At 47.5% G+C, this 19,458-nt stretch carries 20 protein-coding genes; 10 read left to right on the top strand and 10 right to left on the bottom strand.

The features are described from left to right. Window positions 1-2 precede the first annotated feature (2 nt). Both ACN0S4_RS08365 and mog read left to right on the top strand, forming a co-directional pair. On the top strand, window positions 3-902 hold the full coding sequence (locus ACN0S4_RS08365) for a U32 family peptidase (protein WP_417657232.1): 900 nt from the start codon (window positions 3-5) through the stop codon (window positions 900-902). Beyond that, complete coding sequence (mog, locus tag ACN0S4_RS08360) at window positions 892-1,434, top strand: molybdopterin adenylyltransferase (protein ID WP_417657231.1); 543 nt, start codon at window positions 892-894, stop codon at window positions 1,432-1,434. The genes ACN0S4_RS08365 and mog overlap by 11 nt, the downstream gene beginning before the upstream one ends. Before the next feature lie 39 nt (window positions 1,435-1,473). Here mog and ACN0S4_RS08355 read toward each other — a convergent pair whose 3' ends face one another. Next, on the bottom strand, window positions 1,474-4,140 hold the full coding sequence (locus ACN0S4_RS08355; RefSeq protein WP_417657230.1) for a nitrate/nitrite transporter: 2,667 nt from the start codon (window positions 4,138-4,140) through the stop codon (window positions 1,474-1,476). 302 nt (window positions 4,141-4,442) lie between these two features. On the opposite strand from ACN0S4_RS08355, the gene ACN0S4_RS08350 reads away from it, so the two are divergent. Then, the gene (locus ACN0S4_RS08350; protein ID WP_417657229.1) at window positions 4,443-5,648 is read left to right on the top strand and encodes an NnrS family protein; all 1,206 of its coding nucleotides are present in this window, start codon (window positions 4,443-4,445) and stop codon (window positions 5,646-5,648) included. Here the strand turns inward: ACN0S4_RS08350 and ACN0S4_RS08345 are convergent. After that, entirely contained in the window at window positions 5,645-6,400 is a 756-nt protein-coding gene (locus ACN0S4_RS08345) for a HesA/MoeB/ThiF family protein (protein WP_417657228.1), read from the bottom strand. The genes ACN0S4_RS08350 and ACN0S4_RS08345 overlap by 4 nt on opposite strands. A gap of 14 nt (window positions 6,401-6,414) precedes the next feature. Further along, window positions 6,415-7,950, bottom strand: a complete 1,536-nt coding sequence (gene norR / locus ACN0S4_RS08340) for a nitric oxide reductase transcriptional regulator NorR (RefSeq protein ID WP_417657227.1) — start codon at window positions 7,948-7,950, stop codon at window positions 6,415-6,417. A gap of 162 nt (window positions 7,951-8,112) precedes the next feature. Between norR and ACN0S4_RS08335 the strand changes: the two genes are divergently transcribed. Beyond that, entirely contained in the window at window positions 8,113-8,634 is a 522-nt protein-coding gene (locus tag ACN0S4_RS08335; RefSeq protein WP_417657226.1) for a hemerythrin domain-containing protein, read from the top strand. Between the two features lie 2 nt (window positions 8,635-8,636). Here ACN0S4_RS08335 and fnr read toward each other — a convergent pair whose 3' ends face one another. The 3 genes from fnr to ACN0S4_RS08320 form a co-directional block, all read right to left on the bottom strand. Next, window positions 8,637-9,332, bottom strand: coding sequence for a fumarate/nitrate reduction transcriptional regulator Fnr (gene fnr / locus ACN0S4_RS08330; protein WP_417657225.1), 696 nt, complete (start codon window positions 9,330-9,332; stop codon window positions 8,637-8,639). 125 nt (window positions 9,333-9,457) lie between these two features. After that, the gene (locus ACN0S4_RS08325) at window positions 9,458-10,042 is read right to left on the bottom strand and encodes a hypothetical protein (protein ID WP_417657224.1); all 585 of its coding nucleotides are present in this window, start codon (window positions 10,040-10,042) and stop codon (window positions 9,458-9,460) included. After that, window positions 10,032-10,556 (bottom strand): RNA polymerase sigma factor, encoded by a 525-nt coding sequence (locus ACN0S4_RS08320; RefSeq protein ID WP_417657223.1) that lies wholly within the window; start codon window positions 10,554-10,556, stop codon window positions 10,032-10,034. Before ACN0S4_RS08320 ends, ACN0S4_RS08325 begins: the two co-directional genes overlap by 11 nt. Window positions 10,557-10,708: 152 nt before the next feature. On the opposite strand from ACN0S4_RS08320, the gene ACN0S4_RS08315 reads away from it, so the two are divergent. Continuing rightward, a complete protein-coding gene (locus ACN0S4_RS08315) occupies window positions 10,709-12,166 on the top strand; it encodes an amidohydrolase family protein (protein WP_417657222.1) in 1,458 nt (485 codons plus the stop codon). A gap of 29 nt (window positions 12,167-12,195) precedes the next feature. Further along, on the top strand, window positions 12,196-12,462 hold the full coding sequence (locus tag ACN0S4_RS08310) for a superinfection immunity protein (RefSeq protein WP_417657221.1): 267 nt from the start codon (window positions 12,196-12,198) through the stop codon (window positions 12,460-12,462). 26 nt (window positions 12,463-12,488) lie between these two features. Here the strand turns inward: ACN0S4_RS08310 and ACN0S4_RS08305 are convergent, their stop codons facing one another. Further along, on the bottom strand, window positions 12,489-13,799 hold the full coding sequence (locus ACN0S4_RS08305) for a type II toxin-antitoxin system HipA family toxin (RefSeq protein ID WP_417657220.1): 1,311 nt from the start codon (window positions 13,797-13,799) through the stop codon (window positions 12,489-12,491). A gap of 3 nt (window positions 13,800-13,802) precedes the next feature. Then, a complete protein-coding gene (gene hipB, locus ACN0S4_RS08300) occupies window positions 13,803-14,060 on the bottom strand; it encodes a type II toxin-antitoxin system antitoxin HipB (RefSeq protein ID WP_417657219.1) in 258 nt (85 codons plus the stop codon). 216 nt (window positions 14,061-14,276) lie between these two features. Here hipB and ACN0S4_RS08295 point away from each other — a divergent pair, with 216 nt between their 5' ends. From ACN0S4_RS08295 to ACN0S4_RS08285, 3 genes are all read left to right on the top strand, one after another. Then, window positions 14,277-15,104, top strand: a complete 828-nt coding sequence (locus ACN0S4_RS08295) for a MipA/OmpV family protein (RefSeq protein ID WP_417657218.1) — start codon at window positions 14,277-14,279, stop codon at window positions 15,102-15,104. Window positions 15,105-15,186: 82 nt separating this feature from the next. Then, window positions 15,187-15,930 (top strand): endonuclease/exonuclease/phosphatase family protein, encoded by a 744-nt coding sequence (locus tag ACN0S4_RS08290; RefSeq protein WP_417657217.1) that lies wholly within the window; start codon window positions 15,187-15,189, stop codon window positions 15,928-15,930. A 136-nt stretch (window positions 15,931-16,066) separates the two neighbouring features. Beyond that, window positions 16,067-16,873: an SDR family oxidoreductase gene (locus ACN0S4_RS08285; protein ID WP_417657216.1), complete on the top strand. Its 807-nt coding sequence runs from the start codon at window positions 16,067-16,069 to the stop codon at window positions 16,871-16,873. A 90-nt stretch (window positions 16,874-16,963) separates the two neighbouring features. On the opposite strand, the gene ACN0S4_RS08280 is transcribed toward ACN0S4_RS08285, so the two are convergent. Together ACN0S4_RS08280 and abiEi are read right to left on the bottom strand one after the other, a co-directional pair. After that, entirely contained in the window at window positions 16,964-17,854 is an 891-nt protein-coding gene (locus ACN0S4_RS08280; protein ID WP_417657215.1) for a nucleotidyl transferase AbiEii/AbiGii toxin family protein, read from the bottom strand. Further along, window positions 17,855-18,379 (bottom strand): type IV toxin-antitoxin system AbiEi family antitoxin, encoded by a 525-nt coding sequence (gene abiEi / locus ACN0S4_RS08275; protein ID WP_417657214.1) that lies wholly within the window; start codon window positions 18,377-18,379, stop codon window positions 17,855-17,857. Between the two features lie 142 nt (window positions 18,380-18,521). Here abiEi and ACN0S4_RS08270 point away from each other — a divergent pair, with 142 nt between their 5' ends. Beyond that, window positions 18,522-19,448, top strand: coding sequence for a hypothetical protein (locus ACN0S4_RS08270; protein ID WP_417657213.1), 927 nt, complete (start codon window positions 18,522-18,524; stop codon window positions 19,446-19,448). Window positions 19,449-19,458: the final 10 nt, after the last annotated feature.

Raw genomic sequence — 19,458 nt, 5'->3', positions numbered from 1 at the left:
TTATGCAATTTTCATTTGGACCCATTCTTTATTATTGGCCGCGTCAACAAGTTGAAGCGTTTTATCAACAGGTCGCAGAATCTGATGTGGACTGTGTTTATTTGGGCGAAACAGTCTGTAGCAAACGACGCGAACTTAAATTTGAAAATTATTTTCATATTGCACAAATGCTTCGCGAGGCTGGTAAACAGGTCTGCCTCTCCACAATGACCTTGCTTGAGGCACCCTCTGAGCTTCGGGAGTTGCGGAAGTACTGTGACAATGGTGAATTTATGGTGGAAGCGAATGATGTTGGGGCCGTCAGTATGCTTGCCGAACAGAAGTTACCCTTCGTGGGTGGCGCGGCATTGCAAATCTATAACCAGCACAGTTTACGGAAATTTATCGGCATGGGTATGAAGCGCTGGGTCATACCTGCTGAATTGTCCCGAGACTGGTTAGTGGAGCTGCTCTCTGAGTCCATGATTGATAGTGTCCGCGATTGTTTTGAAACAGAAGTTTTTGCTTTTGGTCATCTACCGTTGGCGTGGTCCGGCCGTTGCTTTACTGCACGTTCGGAAAATCGTTCGAAAGACCAATGTGAACTGTGCTGTATTAAATATCCACAAGGACGCTCAGTGACTAGTCAAGATGGTACCGATGTGTTTGTGTTAAATGGCATTCAAACGCAGTCAGGGAGTCGTTATAACCTCATCAACCAACTCAATGGCATGCACGAATTAGTGGATATGGTACGCTTAAGTCCAGAACCAAATGACAGCCTAGTTTGGCTTCAGCGTTTTCAGAAAAATCAACATGGCGCACAGTCAGTGCGCTTATCCACGTCCGAAAGTAATGGTTATTGGCTGAAGCTAGCGGGCCTGGTGCAGGTACAGGAGACACCAGATTCATATGAAAATTGAAAAGAAACCTGCAAAAATTGGCATTTTGACGGTCAGTGATCGTGCCAGCGCTGGCATTTATGAAGATATTTCTGGTAAAGCCATTGAATCAACCCTAGAGGAATATTTAACGTCTCCGTGGCAAGCTGTCTATCGAGTGATACCTGATGAGCAGGAAGTCATTGCTGCAACGCTTTGCTCCATGGTCGACGATGAAGGGTGTTGTTTGGTGGTCACCACAGGAGGCACTGGTCCGGCAGAGAGAGATGTGACACCAGAAGCGACACAAGAAGTGTGTGACCGGATGATGCCAGGTTTTGGTGAACTCATGCGGACGGAATCCCTAAAATATGTGCCGACGGCAATTTTGTCTCGTCAAACTGCAGGGTTAAGAGGTTCAAGTCTCATTGTGAACCTGCCCGGCAAACCCAAAGCTATTCGCCAGTGTTTAGACGCTGTATTCCCAGCCATTCCTTACTGCATTGATTTGATGAACGGGCCTTATTTGGAGTGTGACGAGGCTGTGATACAACCTTTCCGACCCAAAAAATAGCCCGCATCTGAGTGCGGGCTAGCGCTCGACTGTAACCCTTTAACAGGGGTTCGGTGCATGTTTACGCGAGTAGAACCACCATGTTATGAGTGTGCATACCACGTAAAAACCAACAAAGGTATACAGTGCACCTGCAACCCCACCTGTGAGTGCAATGGACGTACCGTATGACTTTGGAATAAAAAAGCCACCGTAAGCGGCAAATGCTGAAATAAATCCAATAACGGCGGCAGACTCTTTATTCCCTTCCTTGACCGCTAAGTCAGTATCTCCCAGAACGCGCTTACGCTGATTAAGGAAGATGACGGGAACCATTCGAAAGGTCGAACCATTCCCGATACCGGTGGCGATAAAGAGTACTAAGAAGGCGATGAAGAAACCTGCAAAACTCCCAACATTTTCTCCTAAAGGTAAAAAGTGGATTACCCCAAGTACGCCAGCAATCATTAATAGAAAGTTCCAAAATGTAACGCGTGCGCCGCCCAGTTTATCAGCTAACACACCACCGACTGGACGAGCTAGTGCACCCACCAAAGGACCGAGGAACGCATATTTAGTGGGGTCGACTTCAGGGAAAAGCATTCCTGAGAGCAGAGGGAATCCTGCCGCAAACCCGATAAAGCTGCCAAAGGTTCCTAAATAAAGAACACTCATGATCCAGTTGTGAGAGCGCTTAAAAATAACCGCTTGATCGCTGAACGAAGCTTTTGCCGAGGAAATGTCATTCATGCCAAACCACGCAGCAATAGCGGCAATGGCGATAAAGGGAACCCATAAGAAGGCTGCATTTTGTAACCACAGTTCCGTACCTTGCAGGGTACCTTGCTGTACGACTAATGGGTCACCTCCCAAAGGACCAAATACACTGGCGGCTATGACCAACGGCGCAAGGAGCTGCATGCCTGAAACGCCAAGATTACCCAATCCAGCATTCATTCCTAGCGCTGCACCTTTTTCCTTCTGTGGATAGAAGAAGCTGATGTTGGCCATGGAGCTCGAGAAGTTACCTCCTCCAAAACCGCAGAGTAGGGCAAGAATAAGCATCACGATGTAAGGTGTCTCAGGATTCTGGATCGCGAAACCTATCCAAACACATGGAATGAGCAGTGAAGCGGTAGAAATTGCTGTCCACCGCCGACCACCAAAAATGGGCACCATAAAACTATAAAAAATTCTTAGAGTTGCACCGGAGAGAGCAGGTAATGCGGCAAGCCAAAACAACTGATTGGATGAATATCCAAAACCAAGTTGAGGCATTTTGACCACGAGAATACTCCAAATAGTCCACACTGCGAATGCTAAAAAGAGATTTGGAATAGAAATCCATAAATTGCGTTTTGCAATTTTTTTGCCGGTTTGCTCCCAAAAACTTGGATCTTCTGGACGCCAGTCATCCAGTGTGTAGTGATCCGGAGTCGAAAATTCTGGAAGGTCTGTTTGCTCAATCTCACTACGTAGTTCGATTCGCTCTGCTTGGCGGATTGAAAAGTGCATCCACAAGAGTGAAATAGAGGTAATGGCGAACAGCAGCATGAACACACTTTGCCAGACACCAATGACGTCATTCAACATTCCGAACGTCAATGGCAGTAAGAAGCCACCGAGTCCGCCGATCATGCCAACTACACCCCCTACGGCCCCAACATTTTTGGGATAGTAGACAGGAATATGCTTAAACACGGCAGCTTTGCCGAGCGACATAAAAAAACCCAGGACAAAAGTCAGTACCACGAAAGCCGCAAGATTTATCTCAAACTGAAAGCGAATTTCACCATGTACGCCCTGCACAATGTATTCAGTTGACGGGTAACTCAACATGAATGTGCAAATGGCCGATGCAATAAAGGTCCAGTACATCACTCGCCGTGCACCATATCTATCAGACATCCAGCCACCAAGAATACGGAAAAGAGATGCCGGAATTGTGTAAAGTGCAGCAATAAAACCTGCTTCTTTAATACTCAGGTCGTATACTTCCATAAGGTAGTGGGGTAACCACAATGCAAGTGCGACAAAGGCGCCAAACACAAAGAAATAGTAGAGACTAAAACGCCAAACACGCAGTTCTGCAAGCGGCGCCATTTGGGTCATAAAAGATAGTTGAGGCTGTGCACGACGTTGTTGAGTCAATGGATCTTCTTTTGCAAACAATATGAAAACCAAGCCCATCACGGCGAGTACTGCCGCATAAACCTGTGCTGTACCTACCCAACCAAGAGCGATCAATAAAAAGGGTGCCCCAAAGTTAGTGACTGCAGAACCGACGTTACCGGCTCCGAAAATACCTAGTGCTGTACCTTGTTGCTTGGTGTCAAACCAGCTTGCGGTATAGGTCACACCGACAATAAACGCACCACCGGCTAAACCTACCCCCAAGGCGCCAACCAGCAACATTTCGTAACTCGTGGCAAAGGTGAGCAAGTAGACGCAGGCAGCCGTGGTCAGCATCAATAGACCTAAAACCCAACGACCACCGAAACGGTCGGTCCAAATTCCGAGAAACAGACGACTAATTGAGCCCGTTAAGATGGGGGTTGCCATCAGTAACCCGAGCTGAGTGTCGCTTAAGTTAAAGTCATCCTTAATCTGAATGCCGATGATTGAAAAAATTGTCCACACGGCAAAACATAGAGTGAAGGCAAAAGTAGAGAGACCGAGCGCACGATAGCGGTCGAAGTTAGGTACGCCTTGCTGTATTGATGTCATAACCAAGCTCCTCATGGTACGACGTTAAAATTCAGCCCTTAGTTTACTGAAATAATCGTCTGGCAATAGTCGCTAACTAGCTGCTCTGACTAAGAATTATTCATCGCTCTACCGCTTATGGAGAATTCAAATTAGCGCTACAAGCCCGATAATTGGCGGGGAATTACCGCTTTGTAGGTAGGGCGGCGCAGCCGTCGATTGTGAACCTGATATTAGGGGGTATCTCTAGGTATTGTGGTGGGATGGGCATGTTTTCTTGGTATAACTAAACAAACTAAATGCATGTTTAAGGTATTCCGATCATGATTCAGATCACAGATATGAAAATAGAAGAAAAAATGTGGCCATTATTGCGACAAGCATTTCGACCTTTCTTTCTACTTGGCGCCACTTTCAGTGCCATTGCCATGATGTTGTGGTTGTGGGCACTAAGTGGCGCCGTGCAGTTGCCAGTTTTTGCCGATGTGATGTTTTGGCACGCCCATGAGATGCTGTTTGGCTTTGTTGCAGCAATTATTGTCGGCTTCTTATTAACCGCAGTTCAAAATTGGACTGGGCTGCGCGCTACTCACGGAAAAGCTCTCGCAATTTTGACTCTGGTTTGGTTACTTGGACGCCTCAGTCTATTATTCGGCGCTTGGTTGCCTATGTATGTGCCTGTTGCCATAGACTTACTTTTCCTTCCGCTTGCTGCATTCCTTCTTGCTATTCCACTCGTAGCCGTGAAGCAGAAACGTAATCTCTTCTTCGTACCTGTACTACTATTGCTCACTTTATGTAATGGACTGATGTACTACGGCCGACTAACAGGACGGTTCGATATCCAACAAATCGGCAGTCAGAATGCAGTCATGTTAATCACGCTATTGATGGCAATTGTTGGCGGTCGCGTCATTCCAATGTTTACCGCCAACGGCACGATGACCCAAAAGGTTCAGCCGTTGCTCTGGTTAGATCGGTTTGCGCTCGGCACGCTTTGGCTGATTTTCGCGTTACAGATCTCACAGTTAAGCAGCCTCATAGTCGATACCTGGCTAGCCGGACTGTATGGACTGGCAGCTGTTCTCCTGGCATGGCGCTGCTTACGTTGGAAACCTTGGATAACAATACGTGTTCCATTGTTGTGGTCGTTGCATCTCGCCTATTGGTTTCTACCTATTGGTTTAGCTTTAATCGCATGGCACTACTTTAGTGGCCAAGTCACTTTGAGTACGGGAATTCATGCATTAACAGCCGGTGCAATGGGTAATATGATTTTAAGCATGCTGGCAAGGGTCTCGCTCGGCCATAGTGGACGTCCGTTGCAACCGAAAGCGATCATGTCTGTTGCATTTGGACTTGTAGCCATTGCAGCTTTACTTCGAATCTTTGCACCTTGGTGGTGGCCAGAGCTTACATTTGACTGGTACTTATTCGCGGGCGGCGCATGGGTTTTGGCTTACCTTATTTATGTAGTTGTCTATTTACCTATTCTGACAACGCCGCGAGCAGATGGCCGACCAGGTTAATCCGAACACGCTTTGCAATGGGGATGGCGAGCCAATTTGAAGGCTTGCCATTCTCCATGCAAACCGTCATAAAGCAGAACTCGACCGGAGATAGGTTCACCAACTTGAGCAATTAACTTTAAAGTTTCTACTGCCTGCATAGTTCCAATTACGCCGACAACCGGGGCCAATATGCCTGCTTCCATGCAACTCAACTGTTGATCGCCAAAGAGCAAACTTAAACATTGATAACAAGCATGGTGACCATCGTTTAAAAATACGCTGACTTGTCCTTCGTATCGAATAGCCGCGCCGGAAACTAAGGGAACATTCGCATCAACACACGCTTGATTGATAGCATTTCGAGTCGCCAAATTATCACTACAATCCAGTACCACATCATAATTACTGACTAACGCGTTTAGTCGACTTGCATCGACATATTCTCGCAGAGAAATAAATCGACAGTCGGGGGCTTGTGGTTGTAATCGTTCTATAGCTACATCGACTTTTGGCTGGCCGACATGTTCGGGACCAAATAAGTGCTGGCGTGGCAGGTTATGAGCATCAACTACATCTGCGTCGACTAAAGTTATCTGTCCGACGCCACTGCCAGATAAATAGGGTACTGCAGCACAGCCAAGTCCACCCATACCGACAACGAGAACCTTTGCCTGGAGGAGCCTTTCCTGACCCAGCATATCGAAACTGGGTAGCATGACATGACGACTATAGCGAAGCAGCTGTTCGCGACTAAGTTCAGGTAAAGTCATGATATGTGCGCTCCTTATTTCAAGCCTAATCGCTGTGCAAGTTTGTGCAAATTGCTAGGGTCGACCTCGAGTATACGGGCTGCTTGGATCCATTTTTGGTTCGCTTGCTTCAGGGCTTGTTCAATCATTTGTGTTTGGAGTTGTTGTACCGCATCACGCAGATTCATGCTGGTAGCGGTATATTCCGAAGCATCTACAGACTGTGCGACTGTCGGCGAATGGGGTAGATCTAGCAGTTCGACTCCGATACTCAGAATTGATTGCCGATCCATACATTGACTTAACGCCTTAATCGCGCCTCGACTAACGGTATGCTCTAACTCACGAACGTTGCCCGGCCAGTCATATGCAATGAGTGCTCTCTCTGCGGCATCAGTGAGTCTCAACGCGCGTAATCCGAGTCGAGAGCGATTCAGCTCGAGAAAATGTCCGGCAAGTAATGCAATGTCGTCACGCCGCTCTCGCAATGGTGGAATAGGTAATGGGTAGACACTGAGACGATGATACAAGTCGGCACGAAAATCGCCGTTTTTTACTTGTTGTTGTAGATCACGATTGGTGGCTGCAACAATTCGGACATCAACTTTATGTGATTTGTCACTGCCCAAGCGCTGAATTTCACCATTTTGTAATGCTCGCAATAATTTTGCTTGAATGGTGCTTGGTAGTTCGCCAACCTCATCGAGAAAGAGTGTACCACCGTGGGCGCTATCAAATTTACCAGCTCGTTCCGATGTTGCTCCAGAAAATGCGCCTTTGGTGTGACCAAAGAGTTCACTCTCCGCCAAAGACTCAGGTAGCGCGGCACAATTAACATAGATTAAAGGTTGCTCTCGGCGATTCGACCAAAGATGTAATTGTCGCGCAAATAGCTCCTTGCCCACCCCAGTCTCGCCGAGAAGGAGCACGGGTAAGTCAGCAGTCGCCACGACTTCTAGTTCTTTCATAATATTTTGTAAGGGCTCGCTGCGACCAATAATTTCGCTACTTGTCGAGTACGTATTGGTCAAACTGGTATCGATTTCTCGGCGACTGCCTCGTAGCGCTCGAATACCCTGTTCAATTTGACCCATACGAATGGCGGCCTCGACCAACAGGCTGGCGCGTTGCAACTCACGCATAGTGTTGGCGCTAAAAGTTCCGGGTTGCAGAGCATCTAGCGTTAAAGCACCCCAGCATTTCCCTTCGACATACAAAGAAATTCCCATGCAATCATGTACGGCAAGGTGTCCATCAGGACTATCCTCAATCAGGCCATCGTATGGGTCGGGCAAAGAGCTGTCAGGTTCAAATCGAACCGTTTCTCTAGCTGCTAGGATAGCTGCGAGTCGCGGATGCTGTTCAGTAACAAAGCGCCGCCCCAGAGCTTCTCGGACTAAACCAATACTAGCGATGGGACGCAGTATTTGTTGATCTTGTTGAAGCAAAACGACGGCACCGCAGAGGAAGTGACGACGTAATGTCGAAACGAGTTTTTGCAAGCGAACAACTGCAGGTAGCTCGGTCACTAGGTCGGCAATCAATGTTTCTAAAAGCGATATATCTTGCATGGTGAAATCAACCCAAATTGGCAGCATTACCCCGAATATGATGGGTGTAATTTACCATCTAGTGAAAAATAGCTATATAAATCAAAGTGGGTAGATCTGGCATTAAACTTGCAAAACTGACTGTGTCATACACCAATAATTTTTAAATATTAAGGAACTCACATGTCACAACATCTTATTCAACAGTGGCACGATGCGCCGGTCGCAGATCTGATTCAGCATATTCTTACAAATTATCATGAAAAGCACCGTCAGCAGTTACCAGAACTTATTCAATTAGCCCGCAAAATCGAAGATGTGCATGGTGCTCATCACGAGTGTCCTTTAGGTCTTGCTGATTTACTCAGCGAAATGGCAAATGAACTCGATAGCCACATGATGAAAGAAGAACAAATTCTATTTCCCATGTTAGCGGGCGGCGTCTATCCAAGTGGTCCAATTGCGGTGATGGAAGAAGAGCACGTTGAACACGAGCAACTATTAATTCGTCTTTATCAACACATCAATCAGGGCAACTTGCCGTTAGATGCTTGTGGCAGCTGGATTCGATTATATGCGGGTATAGACGAGCTCATGAAAGACCTTCGAGAGCACATAGCGCTAGAAAACGAAGTTCTATTCCTTGAGCCAAAGGCAACTAAACCTCAGCATGGAAAGGATTTTTGTTGTGGCTCGTGCCAGTAATCTTATACCGCCAGTGCGCGTAAGCGCTCTGGCGCATGTATAGCTACAAGCTTGTTTTGCACCTGCAGTAGACCATCTCGCTGCAGCTGTGTTAACAGCCGACTAATTGTTTCGACCGACAGCCCCAAGTAATTACCGATGTCAGCACGAGTCATCGATAATCGAAATTCGCGACTCGAGAGACCGCGTTGTTGAAATCGCGAGGACAGTGTCACAAAAAATTGCGCGAGACGTTGTTGTGCCGAGTGATGATTCAAGTTTCCTAATAACGTCTTGCTGGAATAAAGCTCGCTACTCACAACGCGTAGTAATTGTCTGCGTAACCCAGGTAGTTCAGTGGAGAGTTGATCCAACGACTGGATTGGAATTTCACACAGCATTGTCGTTTCGAGCGCTTGCGTATAGCTCCGATAGTTACCATCAATTAATCCATCGAAACCGATCAAGTCACCGGGTAGATGAAAGTCGATGATTTGTTCACCGCCTTGACTGTCCAGAGTGTATGACTTCAACGAGCCCGAGCGCACCGCATAAAGAAACTTGGCTGGGTCATCGCTATGAATCACAAGATCGCGTTTTTGCAAAGGGCGATGACGCTGAATGATGCTATCTAGTTGCTCTATTTGTTCTGGATTTAACAGATAAGGCAAGCACAATGGTGCCATACTGCAATTTTGACAATGAATGTGGGACGTCATCTTTCTCGACACCTAAATTTGACCTATCGCAAGGCGATATATTTAGAAAAAGTATACGTCAGATCGATACTCATGAAACGTCCTCGCAAGAGGTAAGCGGTACTATCCTATTTGTGGGTATAAAGCTATTGTTCAAAGTCTTTAAGCAACTCTGAAAGCCGCGCTAATTCCGCGGCTTTTTTCTTTGCTTTGTTTCGTAAAATAACAACAGCTAAGAGACACAGGGGCGCCACCACTGCACTGTAAAAGGTTAGTATGGTCATTGGTGTTGTGGTTGGCTGAAACCAGTGCAATACCCATAATAACAGTGCAAACAATACCAGCGCCGCGCACGAGAACTGCGTATAGCGGTAGTAGCGTAATGTGAACTGGGCAGTACGTAGTCGAAACTTCAATAGACTGTCACTGCTATAGTTGTCATAGGCTAAGATAGGACGATGGACCTGCCAGCTCGCATAGAATGTGCCCACTGCGCCCACCGCAAGAAATGCTGCTGCAAAATAGCCCAGCGCATCGGGCACCGCCACAACCAACCAGCACGCGGCAGCCACCATCATCAACGCACCGAACCACTCTACATACATCAGCCAGCGCTGCCGCCGTTGACGAGATTTAATTGTGGCTAAATCAGCGGCAGTGGGAAGTGGTGTGCTCGGTGTTTGTTGTTGCCAGCTTTTTGCGAGCTGAGCTAAGTCTAAATCATTTGTCATTTTGCATAAGCTCCATTAACTCAGTCTTAGCCCGATTCAAGCGTACCCGAACGGCGCCATGGCTAATTTGCAGAATATCTGCGATTTCCGGCGCATCTAAATCCTCTAATGCCAACAAAATCACTTGTTGATTTGCTAAGGATAACTGCTGCACCGCCCGCATCAATTGTTGATTCTGCAATTGCTCATCGACTTGTAGTGAGGGACATTCATCAAGCATTTGTTGCTGAATATTCTCATCAAGCGGTTGCCATTTGTGACGCTGTGCTCGGGCAATATGGTCGACGGTCACGTTGTGCATGATTCGGAATAAATAGGCACGTGGATTCTCGGCTGCTTGTAGTCTTGTTGCCGACTGATACAAAGCCATAAAGATGTCTTGCTTGAGATCGTCACGCGCACTCGGATCGGCCTCGGTTGCAACGAGAGTACGACCAATTGCTCCATGGTTCTGCTCCCAAAGTTGCAGTAAGAACTGCTCAGGCGTTATTGAGTGGGTTGCGGATAAGCTCAAACAATCCTCGTGGCATCTTTTATGTTGTTCTCTTGCGTCTAGTCTGTCGGTCGCGGCTAAGTGTTACATAAAAAAAGAAAATAAAATCTGTAACAGAGCTCGAGAATACCTCGACTTACCAAGCAAACACACTAAGTAATAGGAAATTCGCGATGAAAAAATGTTTACTTGTTTGTCTGTTGGGCGGGCTTGGACTGGCGCTAGCGGACGCAAACGCTAGCGATCATGAGAGTTCGGTTTTGTATCACAACGCTACGTTGATTAACCCTGCTAGCGAGCAGCAACTGAACGATGGTTGGATGCTGGTGAAGAACGGCCGCATTGTTGAGGTTGGTCAGCAGGAAGAGTCAGCCTCATTATTACCCACTGCCGATCAGCGTGTCGACTTAAATGACCAGTATGTGCTGCCAGGCTTAGTTGATGTTCACTTGCATCTTACAGCAGGTCCGCAGCGCGTTGAGATGAAAGATGGTCAACCCACATTTTCAATGCACGGGCACAGCGAAATCACTCGGTATCATGCCATCAGTACGTTAGCTACAGGCATTACCTCTGCATTCAGTCCCGCGGGCGACCCAACTGCAAACGCTGAGTATGTAAAGCACCAGCAAAGTGGCGAGTGGCTTGGACCTGATTTGCGATACGCCGGTTTCATTTTTGAGCCAACGCCAATTGCTGGAGGCTCCGTGTATCCGCAAACAGAGACTGAATGGCAAGCTGAAATTAGTCGGCAAAAGTCGTTGGGTGTTACTGCCATCAAACTATACACCGGCCTGAACGAAGCAGAACTTGCGTTGGGCCACCGGTTAGCGAAAACCGCGGGTTTAGATACAGTTGCGCATCTTGATCAGGTGAGTTGGCAGTACGCCGCTGATCTCGGCGTTGATGCATTAACACACGCGCTTCCAACAAGCGCAGATCTGCTCGTTGGCGCGAACAAAGAAACCTACTTATCTGAACGCGAGAATCCATACAGTCAACGGTTTATTTATCGCTGGTTTGACTACGTGGATTATGACAGCGAGCCCATGCAAAGTTTGATTACCACTTTGTCTGATCAGCAAACACGGGTGGATTTAACCTTGGTTGTCAATGAACTGTTCTACTTTTCACCAGAGCTGGAGACGCTTTATCCAGAGTCAGAAATGTGGGCCCTTCACCCAACGTTCCGGAGCCGCTGGCACACCACCATGGCTGCTCCGAGTTATGACTGGACTGCCGAAGATTTCGCTGACGCACAGGAACAATTACCTAAAGTTCAGGAGCTATTCAAGCGGCTTTATGACGCCGATGTTCCGCTGGCAATTGGTACCGATAGCGTAGCCAGCGGACCTTTTTACTTGCGTGAACTTCAGTTAGTGCAGGCCACCGGCTTGAGCAACTGGCAAGTCCTTGAGCTAGCAACGGTAGCTGGTGCTCGCCATATGGGGTTAGCGGATATCGGCGAATTGGCTCCCGGCTTTGCTGCCGACTTTATTGTTCTCACAGCTAATCCACTCATTGATCTCACAGCACTCAACACAGTTAAAACGGTTGTTCAGAGAGGCGTTACGCACGATGTTGCAGAACTCAAAGCACAACTTCCCTTGTTGAGCGATGTTCAACTCTAAGTCATCAGAAAACTATTAAGGATAAACACATGGAAACCGTACAAAACTACTTAGCAATGGTGCAACAAGCCGACCCACTCTCATTGGTACTGTTTGGGCTGCTGTTCCTCGCAGTTTGGTTCTTACCGAGCTTGCTGGCGCTGATATTTAACCGCAAACACATCGGAAAAATAGCCTTACTCAACATACCTGCAGGTCTGTCGTGGATAGCATGGGGTGCGCTGTGCGTATGGGCAGTCACCGGCAAGCTTGGCGACAAGCTCGCCGCAAAAGCTCGGCTGAAGCCTGTTGGTTGAGCTAGACTTCGGATTACGAAAGCAGTTTAGCAAGCCAGCCGTTGAGCATATTTGCGCATACCTTCGAAAATAGGTTCGGCAATGAAGGCTGGGAAGGCAGAGGGTAATTGGTTGGCAACCGTTTGGATGACTGCATCCGTGCGTGTTGCCATCTCATCCAATATCTCGTTCATGGTGTCTGTGCTAAAACCGACTTCTTTAGCGGTAGCGAGAAAGTGCTCTCTTCGAATCTTGCGGCATTCGTATTTTCTTCCCCGACGACCTTTGAGTGACATGGCTAGTTTGAGATTTTTCTCATGTAATCCCTTTTTACTGACAGCGGGAAAAGCTGACAAGATGTCGTACAGCGGTGTCAGACGATACTGATTCTCTCGCTCAAGAAAAATGGAGAAGTTCTTAGCATGACCATCCGTTGCACCTAATAACCAGAATAATACTTGTGTGCGCATAAACAGGTTACGGTCATGAGTTGGGTGAACGGATCCGAGCAGCTCTTGCATGATTCGAACGATTGCGGGACCTCCATCGACTTCATATTTTCCGGCGGGCGAGGTTCCAGTAATCTGACAGAAATCCTCTTGAGGTAACCGTACGATCCAAGTTCCGTCATGCGATAACTGTCGGTCAAAACGTTCGACCGCAAGCGCCTTTTCACCATCCGGTGTGATAATCTCGCACTCTGCGGTAGCAAATCCAAAAGCTTTGGCAATTTTGAGGCACAAGTATTCATTTTCGACGCTATGAGTCATATCGATTACTCGGTCATGCGACCGAATTTCACCGATGGGTAATTTGAGAATGTGTGAAGTAGGCGTTGACTCGTGAGGTAAACACCAACGTCCTTGATGATAAAGGAGAGCTGTCTTTTCTTGCGCACCAGCTAACGAAATACGGAAATCATTTTCATCTTTCAACATGCCAAGTGGCACTTTGGATTGGTATCCCCGCAACAGCTTCGCCATTTGCTTGTCGTTCAATGGAGTTGCTTTGATTTGCTTCACATGTGGTGGTCTTGACCCATGAGGAACCAGCTGTATTGCACCTACGCAGTCACGACCAATCTGCGCCAAGATATCAAAGGGTTCCGTCGATTGAGCATTGAATCGAGCAACGATACGCTCCCGAATTTCTCGAGAGTCAGGGATCAGATTATCAAAGAAGTTAAATACTTCGGAGCCGGTGTAGGGCGCTGATCGAAGTGGTAACGACAATGAGATGCCGCGCCGTCCTGGTGATTCGAGCCAAGTGCTATCATAACGGAACGTATTAGCACCACTTCGGGTGCGCGCATATTCGCCGACTTTGTAACCGTTCATGTAAACATCAAGTGTATCCATGTGTTACCACTCCTCGTTCCATCGGCTTTGCTGTTCGTTCACAGCTTGGGCACGTGAGGTCAGTTCCATTTGTAAATGAAGAGCAGCCAAGATCTTGAAAAAGGTCTCTAACTTGCTGGATTTAGGGTTATTCTCAAAGTCAGAAATAGTAGCAACACGAATACCGATGAGCTTGGCTACGTCAGATTGAGTGAGTTGCTGTTGTTTGCGGTACTCTTTTATGAATGTGCTTAGCTGTTCTGGGCGTGTAATGTTTATCATATGAACATACCTAAATTTACGCTATAAAGTAATTATTATGATTATACGCCATGGCGTAAAAAATGCAAATATACGCTATACCGTAAATATAGGCGCTTGCCATTATGTGACTCGCAAATACAGTGGTTACAATTGATCTAATCCTAGAAATCCTACGTTGTGCTACTCTGATCAAGAAAGTACTCAATTACTGAGACTAAATCGTGCGAGGTCTATATGAAAAAGTTCACTGGCTTACTGTTGGCATTGTGCGTAAATGGATTAGCTGTTCAAACAGCGATGGCGCAAGACGAGGGGACGGCTTTGGTTCCATTGCCTTCGTTAGACGACTTCACGAAGGGTAAGGACGGCTGGGCCTTTGCACTGGGTGGCGGCATTGAGTACGAGTCTGCCTATGAAGGTTCGGATGAATTCGGCTTCGAAATCGATCCTGCTGGCGCGATACAATGGCGCAAAGGCGACAATATTTTTTACTTTGCGGGTGAAGCGCTCGGTTGGCGCGGACGTCGCGATGATGTCTGGCTATTCGAAGCTACTTTGGGATTCGACGAAGGCCGTGAAGAAGCTGACTCTGATGACGGTCGACTCAATGGCCTCGGCGATTCTGAAGAAGGTACTGAATTTGTTCTGCAAGCGCGTCGGGCATTCAGTTCCGATTGGCGCTACTGGCTCGATGGCCGCGTCATCACCGGTGACAACGGTTCGCTTGGTATATTCGGGATCGGTCGTCGCTTTGGCGAGCAACTAGATGGCACCGGCTCTGAATTGGCGCTCGTTGCCGTTTTCCACGACAGCGACCGGGCCAACCAAGACTTCGGTATTACCGCAGCGCAGTCAGCGGCTTCGGGACTGAGCCAGACCAACATGAGCAGCGGCCTCCGCTCGTTTGGACTCCACTACAATTACCGCCATTACCTAAATGACAGCTGGCTAGTTTTCGTTGAGGGACTCTACGAGCGCTATAGTAGTGACGTTTCGGACAGCCCTATTGCTCGCAACAACTATGAGGCAGAGCTCGGCGTGGGTGTAATCTACATCTTCTAATTGGTGAAGCAAAGACAATGAGTTACTGAGGTTAAGGCGCTGGTGACGAAATGAGAGTACGGAGTTTCAACAAGGCGGAAGTGTGCTTAAACCCAAGGTTGTGATTCCTCAGCAATTTATCCATGAGCATCCTATTGCTCATGGAGAAGCGTTTGGGGTGCTGTGTTGGAACACCCAGAAACTTACCGAGAAAACAGCGTTTCAGCGCGCTCTAGCAAGCGTTCTAGCGGACTTCCCATGCTTATTTTTGTTGCTTCAAGAGGCAAAGCTGAGTGCGAAAGATAATTGGCTTTTGCCGCACTGGTCGTATGCTGTTGCTCCGAATATGCAAACACGTCGCTCCACTTATGGCGTGCTCACTGCAAGCCAGTATGCTTTTACCGAAGCGCAAGCACGACTGAGCCGAAAGCGCGAAGGCATGTTTGCCACCCACAAAAGCTATATGCTCTCGTATCACTCACTTGCAGAGGGCGGCAGCTTGCTGGTTGTGAATGTCCACGCGATCAACTTTGTTCGATCACAGCAGTTCTCACAAGAAATAGATGTCATCAAAGAAGAGATATTAGGCCACAAAGGACCGCTTATCGTGGCGGGTGATTTTAATGTGTGGAGTCGCCGCCGCCGCTTGCACTTGCTGCAATTCTGTCGCAGCGTCGGCCTCAAGAACGCCATTATGGCCGACCCGCATCACGTCAAAACCTACCGTCAAAATCCTCTGGATTTTATCTTCTACCGCGATCTTTCACTGCAAGAAGCGTCCGCGATTAACACCAGCGCGGTGTCCGACCACAACCCCCTTTATGCGCGATTTAAGCTGATGTCATGAGTGCTATAAGGCGAAGATTCACAAATTGCTAATTCGGCATTAAGGCTGCTTAAAAATTTTGACAGGTTGTGGTGTTGGTATCAGTTAATTTGACTAGAATGATCAGATAATACTATCTAGAACGGAACGAATCCCGATGGGCAGACTCAACGATAAAATTATAATCATCACGGGCGCTGCTCGCGGAATTGGCGAGGGTGTGGCGCGTGCCTACCATGAGGAAGGTGCAATTATCATTTTGACCGACATTTTAGTCGATGAAATCAACGCATTGGCGAGAGAACTAGGTGAACGTGCCTTCGCTCGTGAATTGGATGTCAGTAAAGAAGAACAATGGCAGGAGATAATGCGTTGGATCGAAAGTAAATTTGGTCGCTTAAACGGGTTATTTAATAATGCTGGCATTACGGGCCTAGAAGCAGCAACCGGCCCGCACGATCCCGAAAACGTCTCATTGGAAGATTGGCACCACGTACATGCAGTAAACTTAGACGGCACCTTTTTAGGTTGCAAGCACGCTATTCAGCTCATGCGTCGAACCCAAAGCGCAGGCAGCATCGTCAACATGTCATCACGTTCCGGTCTTGTCGGCATACCGGGCGCTGCCGCATATGCCTCATCGAAAGCCGCCATTCGCAACCACACTAAAACCGTAGCTTTATATTGTGCCCAGGAAGGCTTGCCCATCCGGTGCAATTCAATTCATCCAGCAGCTATCCTGACTCCAATATGGGAACCAATGCTCGGAGAGGGGCCTCAGCGCGAAAAGAACATTAATAAAATTGTCGCCGATTGCCCGATGCACCGCTTTGGCGAAGTCAGCGAAGTGGCGGCCGTCTGCGTGTTGCTTGCCTCTGACGAGGCTAACTACATGAATGCTTCAGAGATCATGATCGATGGTGGAGTGCTCGCTGGCAGTTTCAATGCCAGTGCTGGCGAATAACAAAAGGGGATACTAGACCGTATTCTACATGGCGCACACGACAGGAGTCGAACCTGTGACCTCTGCCTCCGAAGGGCAGCAGTCGTGAGGCTAGGAATTTCCCATATCAAATTTATGTATTTTGTCACCGGCTAACAATCGGTTGGCTAGTTTTCTAGTTTCTGTTTGAACGTATGGCCAATAATCAGGATTATCCAAAGTTCGCGTTTTAATAGTTGCTGGAATAAATCGACTCATTTCTTGATGAAAATCGTCACGAACTTCAATCTCACTTTGAATTTTAGTAATTTGAGATATCAGGGCATCGCTAAAGTCGTTAAACGTTTTACCACGAGCATCAAGCTTAGATTTGGTCAGCTTCAGTGAAACGTCAACGTTACGCTGACTGAGCCAAATAATATCCCAAATATCTCGTGGCTTAATGCGTCTTGAACGGTATGCGAGAGCAATAAACTTGTCCGCCATAATCTCGGCTAGAGATTGAACCGGTACCAAAAGACCTTCGGTGGGCACGGCAATGTTGTAATGATTAATCAGCGGTCGATTTTCAATATCAAATGAAGGAATAGCACAGACATCGATATGCATTTTTTGCCGCGGTAAATCAGGTCGGTTTGCTTCTTTTTCGATACTAATGGTCCATGACGATGTATCACCTTGCTTCTCACTGGTTGGCCTATTCACCCAAACATTCGTTTCGTATTTTGACTCAATATAGTTTTTGATTTCGTTCTCTAGGCCTTCAAAGGCACTTGGTTTGAAGTCATGACCAGCGTTAAAATCGAGATCCTCAGACAGCCTTGAACTGTTGTAGCACATGCGTAACGCTGTGCCTCCGATAAAGGTTAGTGACGACATAACGCCTTGCTGAATCATTACGGCCATGATGTCGTGGTGCAGAATTTCCTTCTCAATGACTGGTGTAATAGCCGCAAAATCGGGGTTTGCCGCAACGATTTGCCGAAGATAGTGATTGAGCATTTAATTTTCCACCATTGAGGTATTTCTGTTGCATGCCTTTAAGTCAGCTAGCGCTTGTGACGAGGTCGCCCGAAACATACCAATCTCATCGTCAAAATAAAGATTCGGCATAATTTGGTCGACTGGCTTCTTGGTATGAGTAAACTCAATGACTCCGTAAGGCGTTGAGAACTCACCGCTGCGTCCCTTCGTCATTACAGTCAACCGCCCCATAATCACCTGTGAAATTTCACCAGTGTGACTAAGCTGACTCTCCAAGCTGACATAGTTGAGTGTGCCACCGCGAAGTTTCTGAACGACTTTATAAATTGCGGTTGTTGGCTCGGGTGGTGTTAGGGTGCTTTCGAACACCCCTTTAGCAACACGGCGAACCAGCCCTTTCCGCACGCAGTCACTAAGGAACTTCGTGAATGTGGGCGACAATGACTCTCCCATCATAAACGCTAGCTCATGTGATGTATGGATACCACCGCCAGCTCTTACAGTATTTGCGAAAACGGCCAGTAGCCTTTCTTTTTTAAGCATTAAGGTATACACATTATTACTAGATAAGTAATAAAATGTAGGCTAGTAAATAAATTTAATCAAGTAATCAGGTCATCAAAATATTACTTATATCGTAATGTTATGCTGACCAATGCTCATCGGTTCTTGTTTGGGGAGAGGCATGATTTCCGGTAAAACACTTGGCATAGTGCCACTACTTTTCAGCGCGGGCCTAAGCGCGGCAGAACCAGACGTTGCTGCCCAAACTGCGCCGTTGCCGGCGGCGGGCACTTGCACACAGGTCTCGTTTACTAGCTCTAACGCGTCGAAATGGCCGTTACCGCTGCTGCTGTGTCAATACAGCGTCGCGGAGTTTAATACTCTTAAAGCCCGGCCTGTGGTGGATAATGATTGGCTACCTAATCAACAAAGTTATCAAGGTCTCGCAGATAACTTACAAGACTCTCGACTGCCGTCTATTGCCTTAGCACACGGGCAGCGTTGGTACACTCTGTTGGCAGCAGAATCTGTCGCTCAAACTGCGGTGGTACAGTTAACTGAGTTAGTATCTCCTTATTTTGGCTGTGTACTGCAAATAAGTGATGAAGGCTTTGCCGACCCTTGCGTTGGTGCTCGTTGGGATAGATTGGGCCGCTTACTTGCGCCTGTCTCAGACTTGCCGAATCAATCGTTGCGGCAGTTTCCCTTCAAGCTACTAAAGGAGGAGGTAGTATTGGGTGAGGCCGATACTGAGCTAAATTGGCAGTTGCATGCGTTTGAACCTGATTTACAGGATACCACCGTGCCGCTGTTTGACAGGATTGCTAAGGGCATGCTTTGGGGCATGGTAGATGAGGTTACCGAGCTTTGGCCGTTATTCAGCGCACAGGGCGAACTAACCGAAAGCGAACAAGCGCAGCTCTTTATTATGGCAGTGTCGAAACAGCATGCCGCAGCAGTACAATTTTTGGTGGCACAAGGACTCAACCCACAGGCCAAGACCGACTTTGGCGACAGTGCGTTAAGTGTCGCCAAAATGCTCGAAAGCGACTCGATGATTCAGTTGCTTAACCAGTTGGGTGCGAGTGCTGATAGCCAGACGCAATAACCAGTGCAAT

Origin of the sequence: Pseudidiomarina aestuarii (assembly GCF_048263735.1) — a bacterium.
GTDB classification, from domain to species: domain Bacteria; phylum Pseudomonadota; class Gammaproteobacteria; order Enterobacterales; family Alteromonadaceae; genus Pseudidiomarina; species Pseudidiomarina aestuarii_B.
Note: the sequence above shows the minus strand (reverse complement) of the source record. Positions and strands in the feature narration are given on the sequence as shown.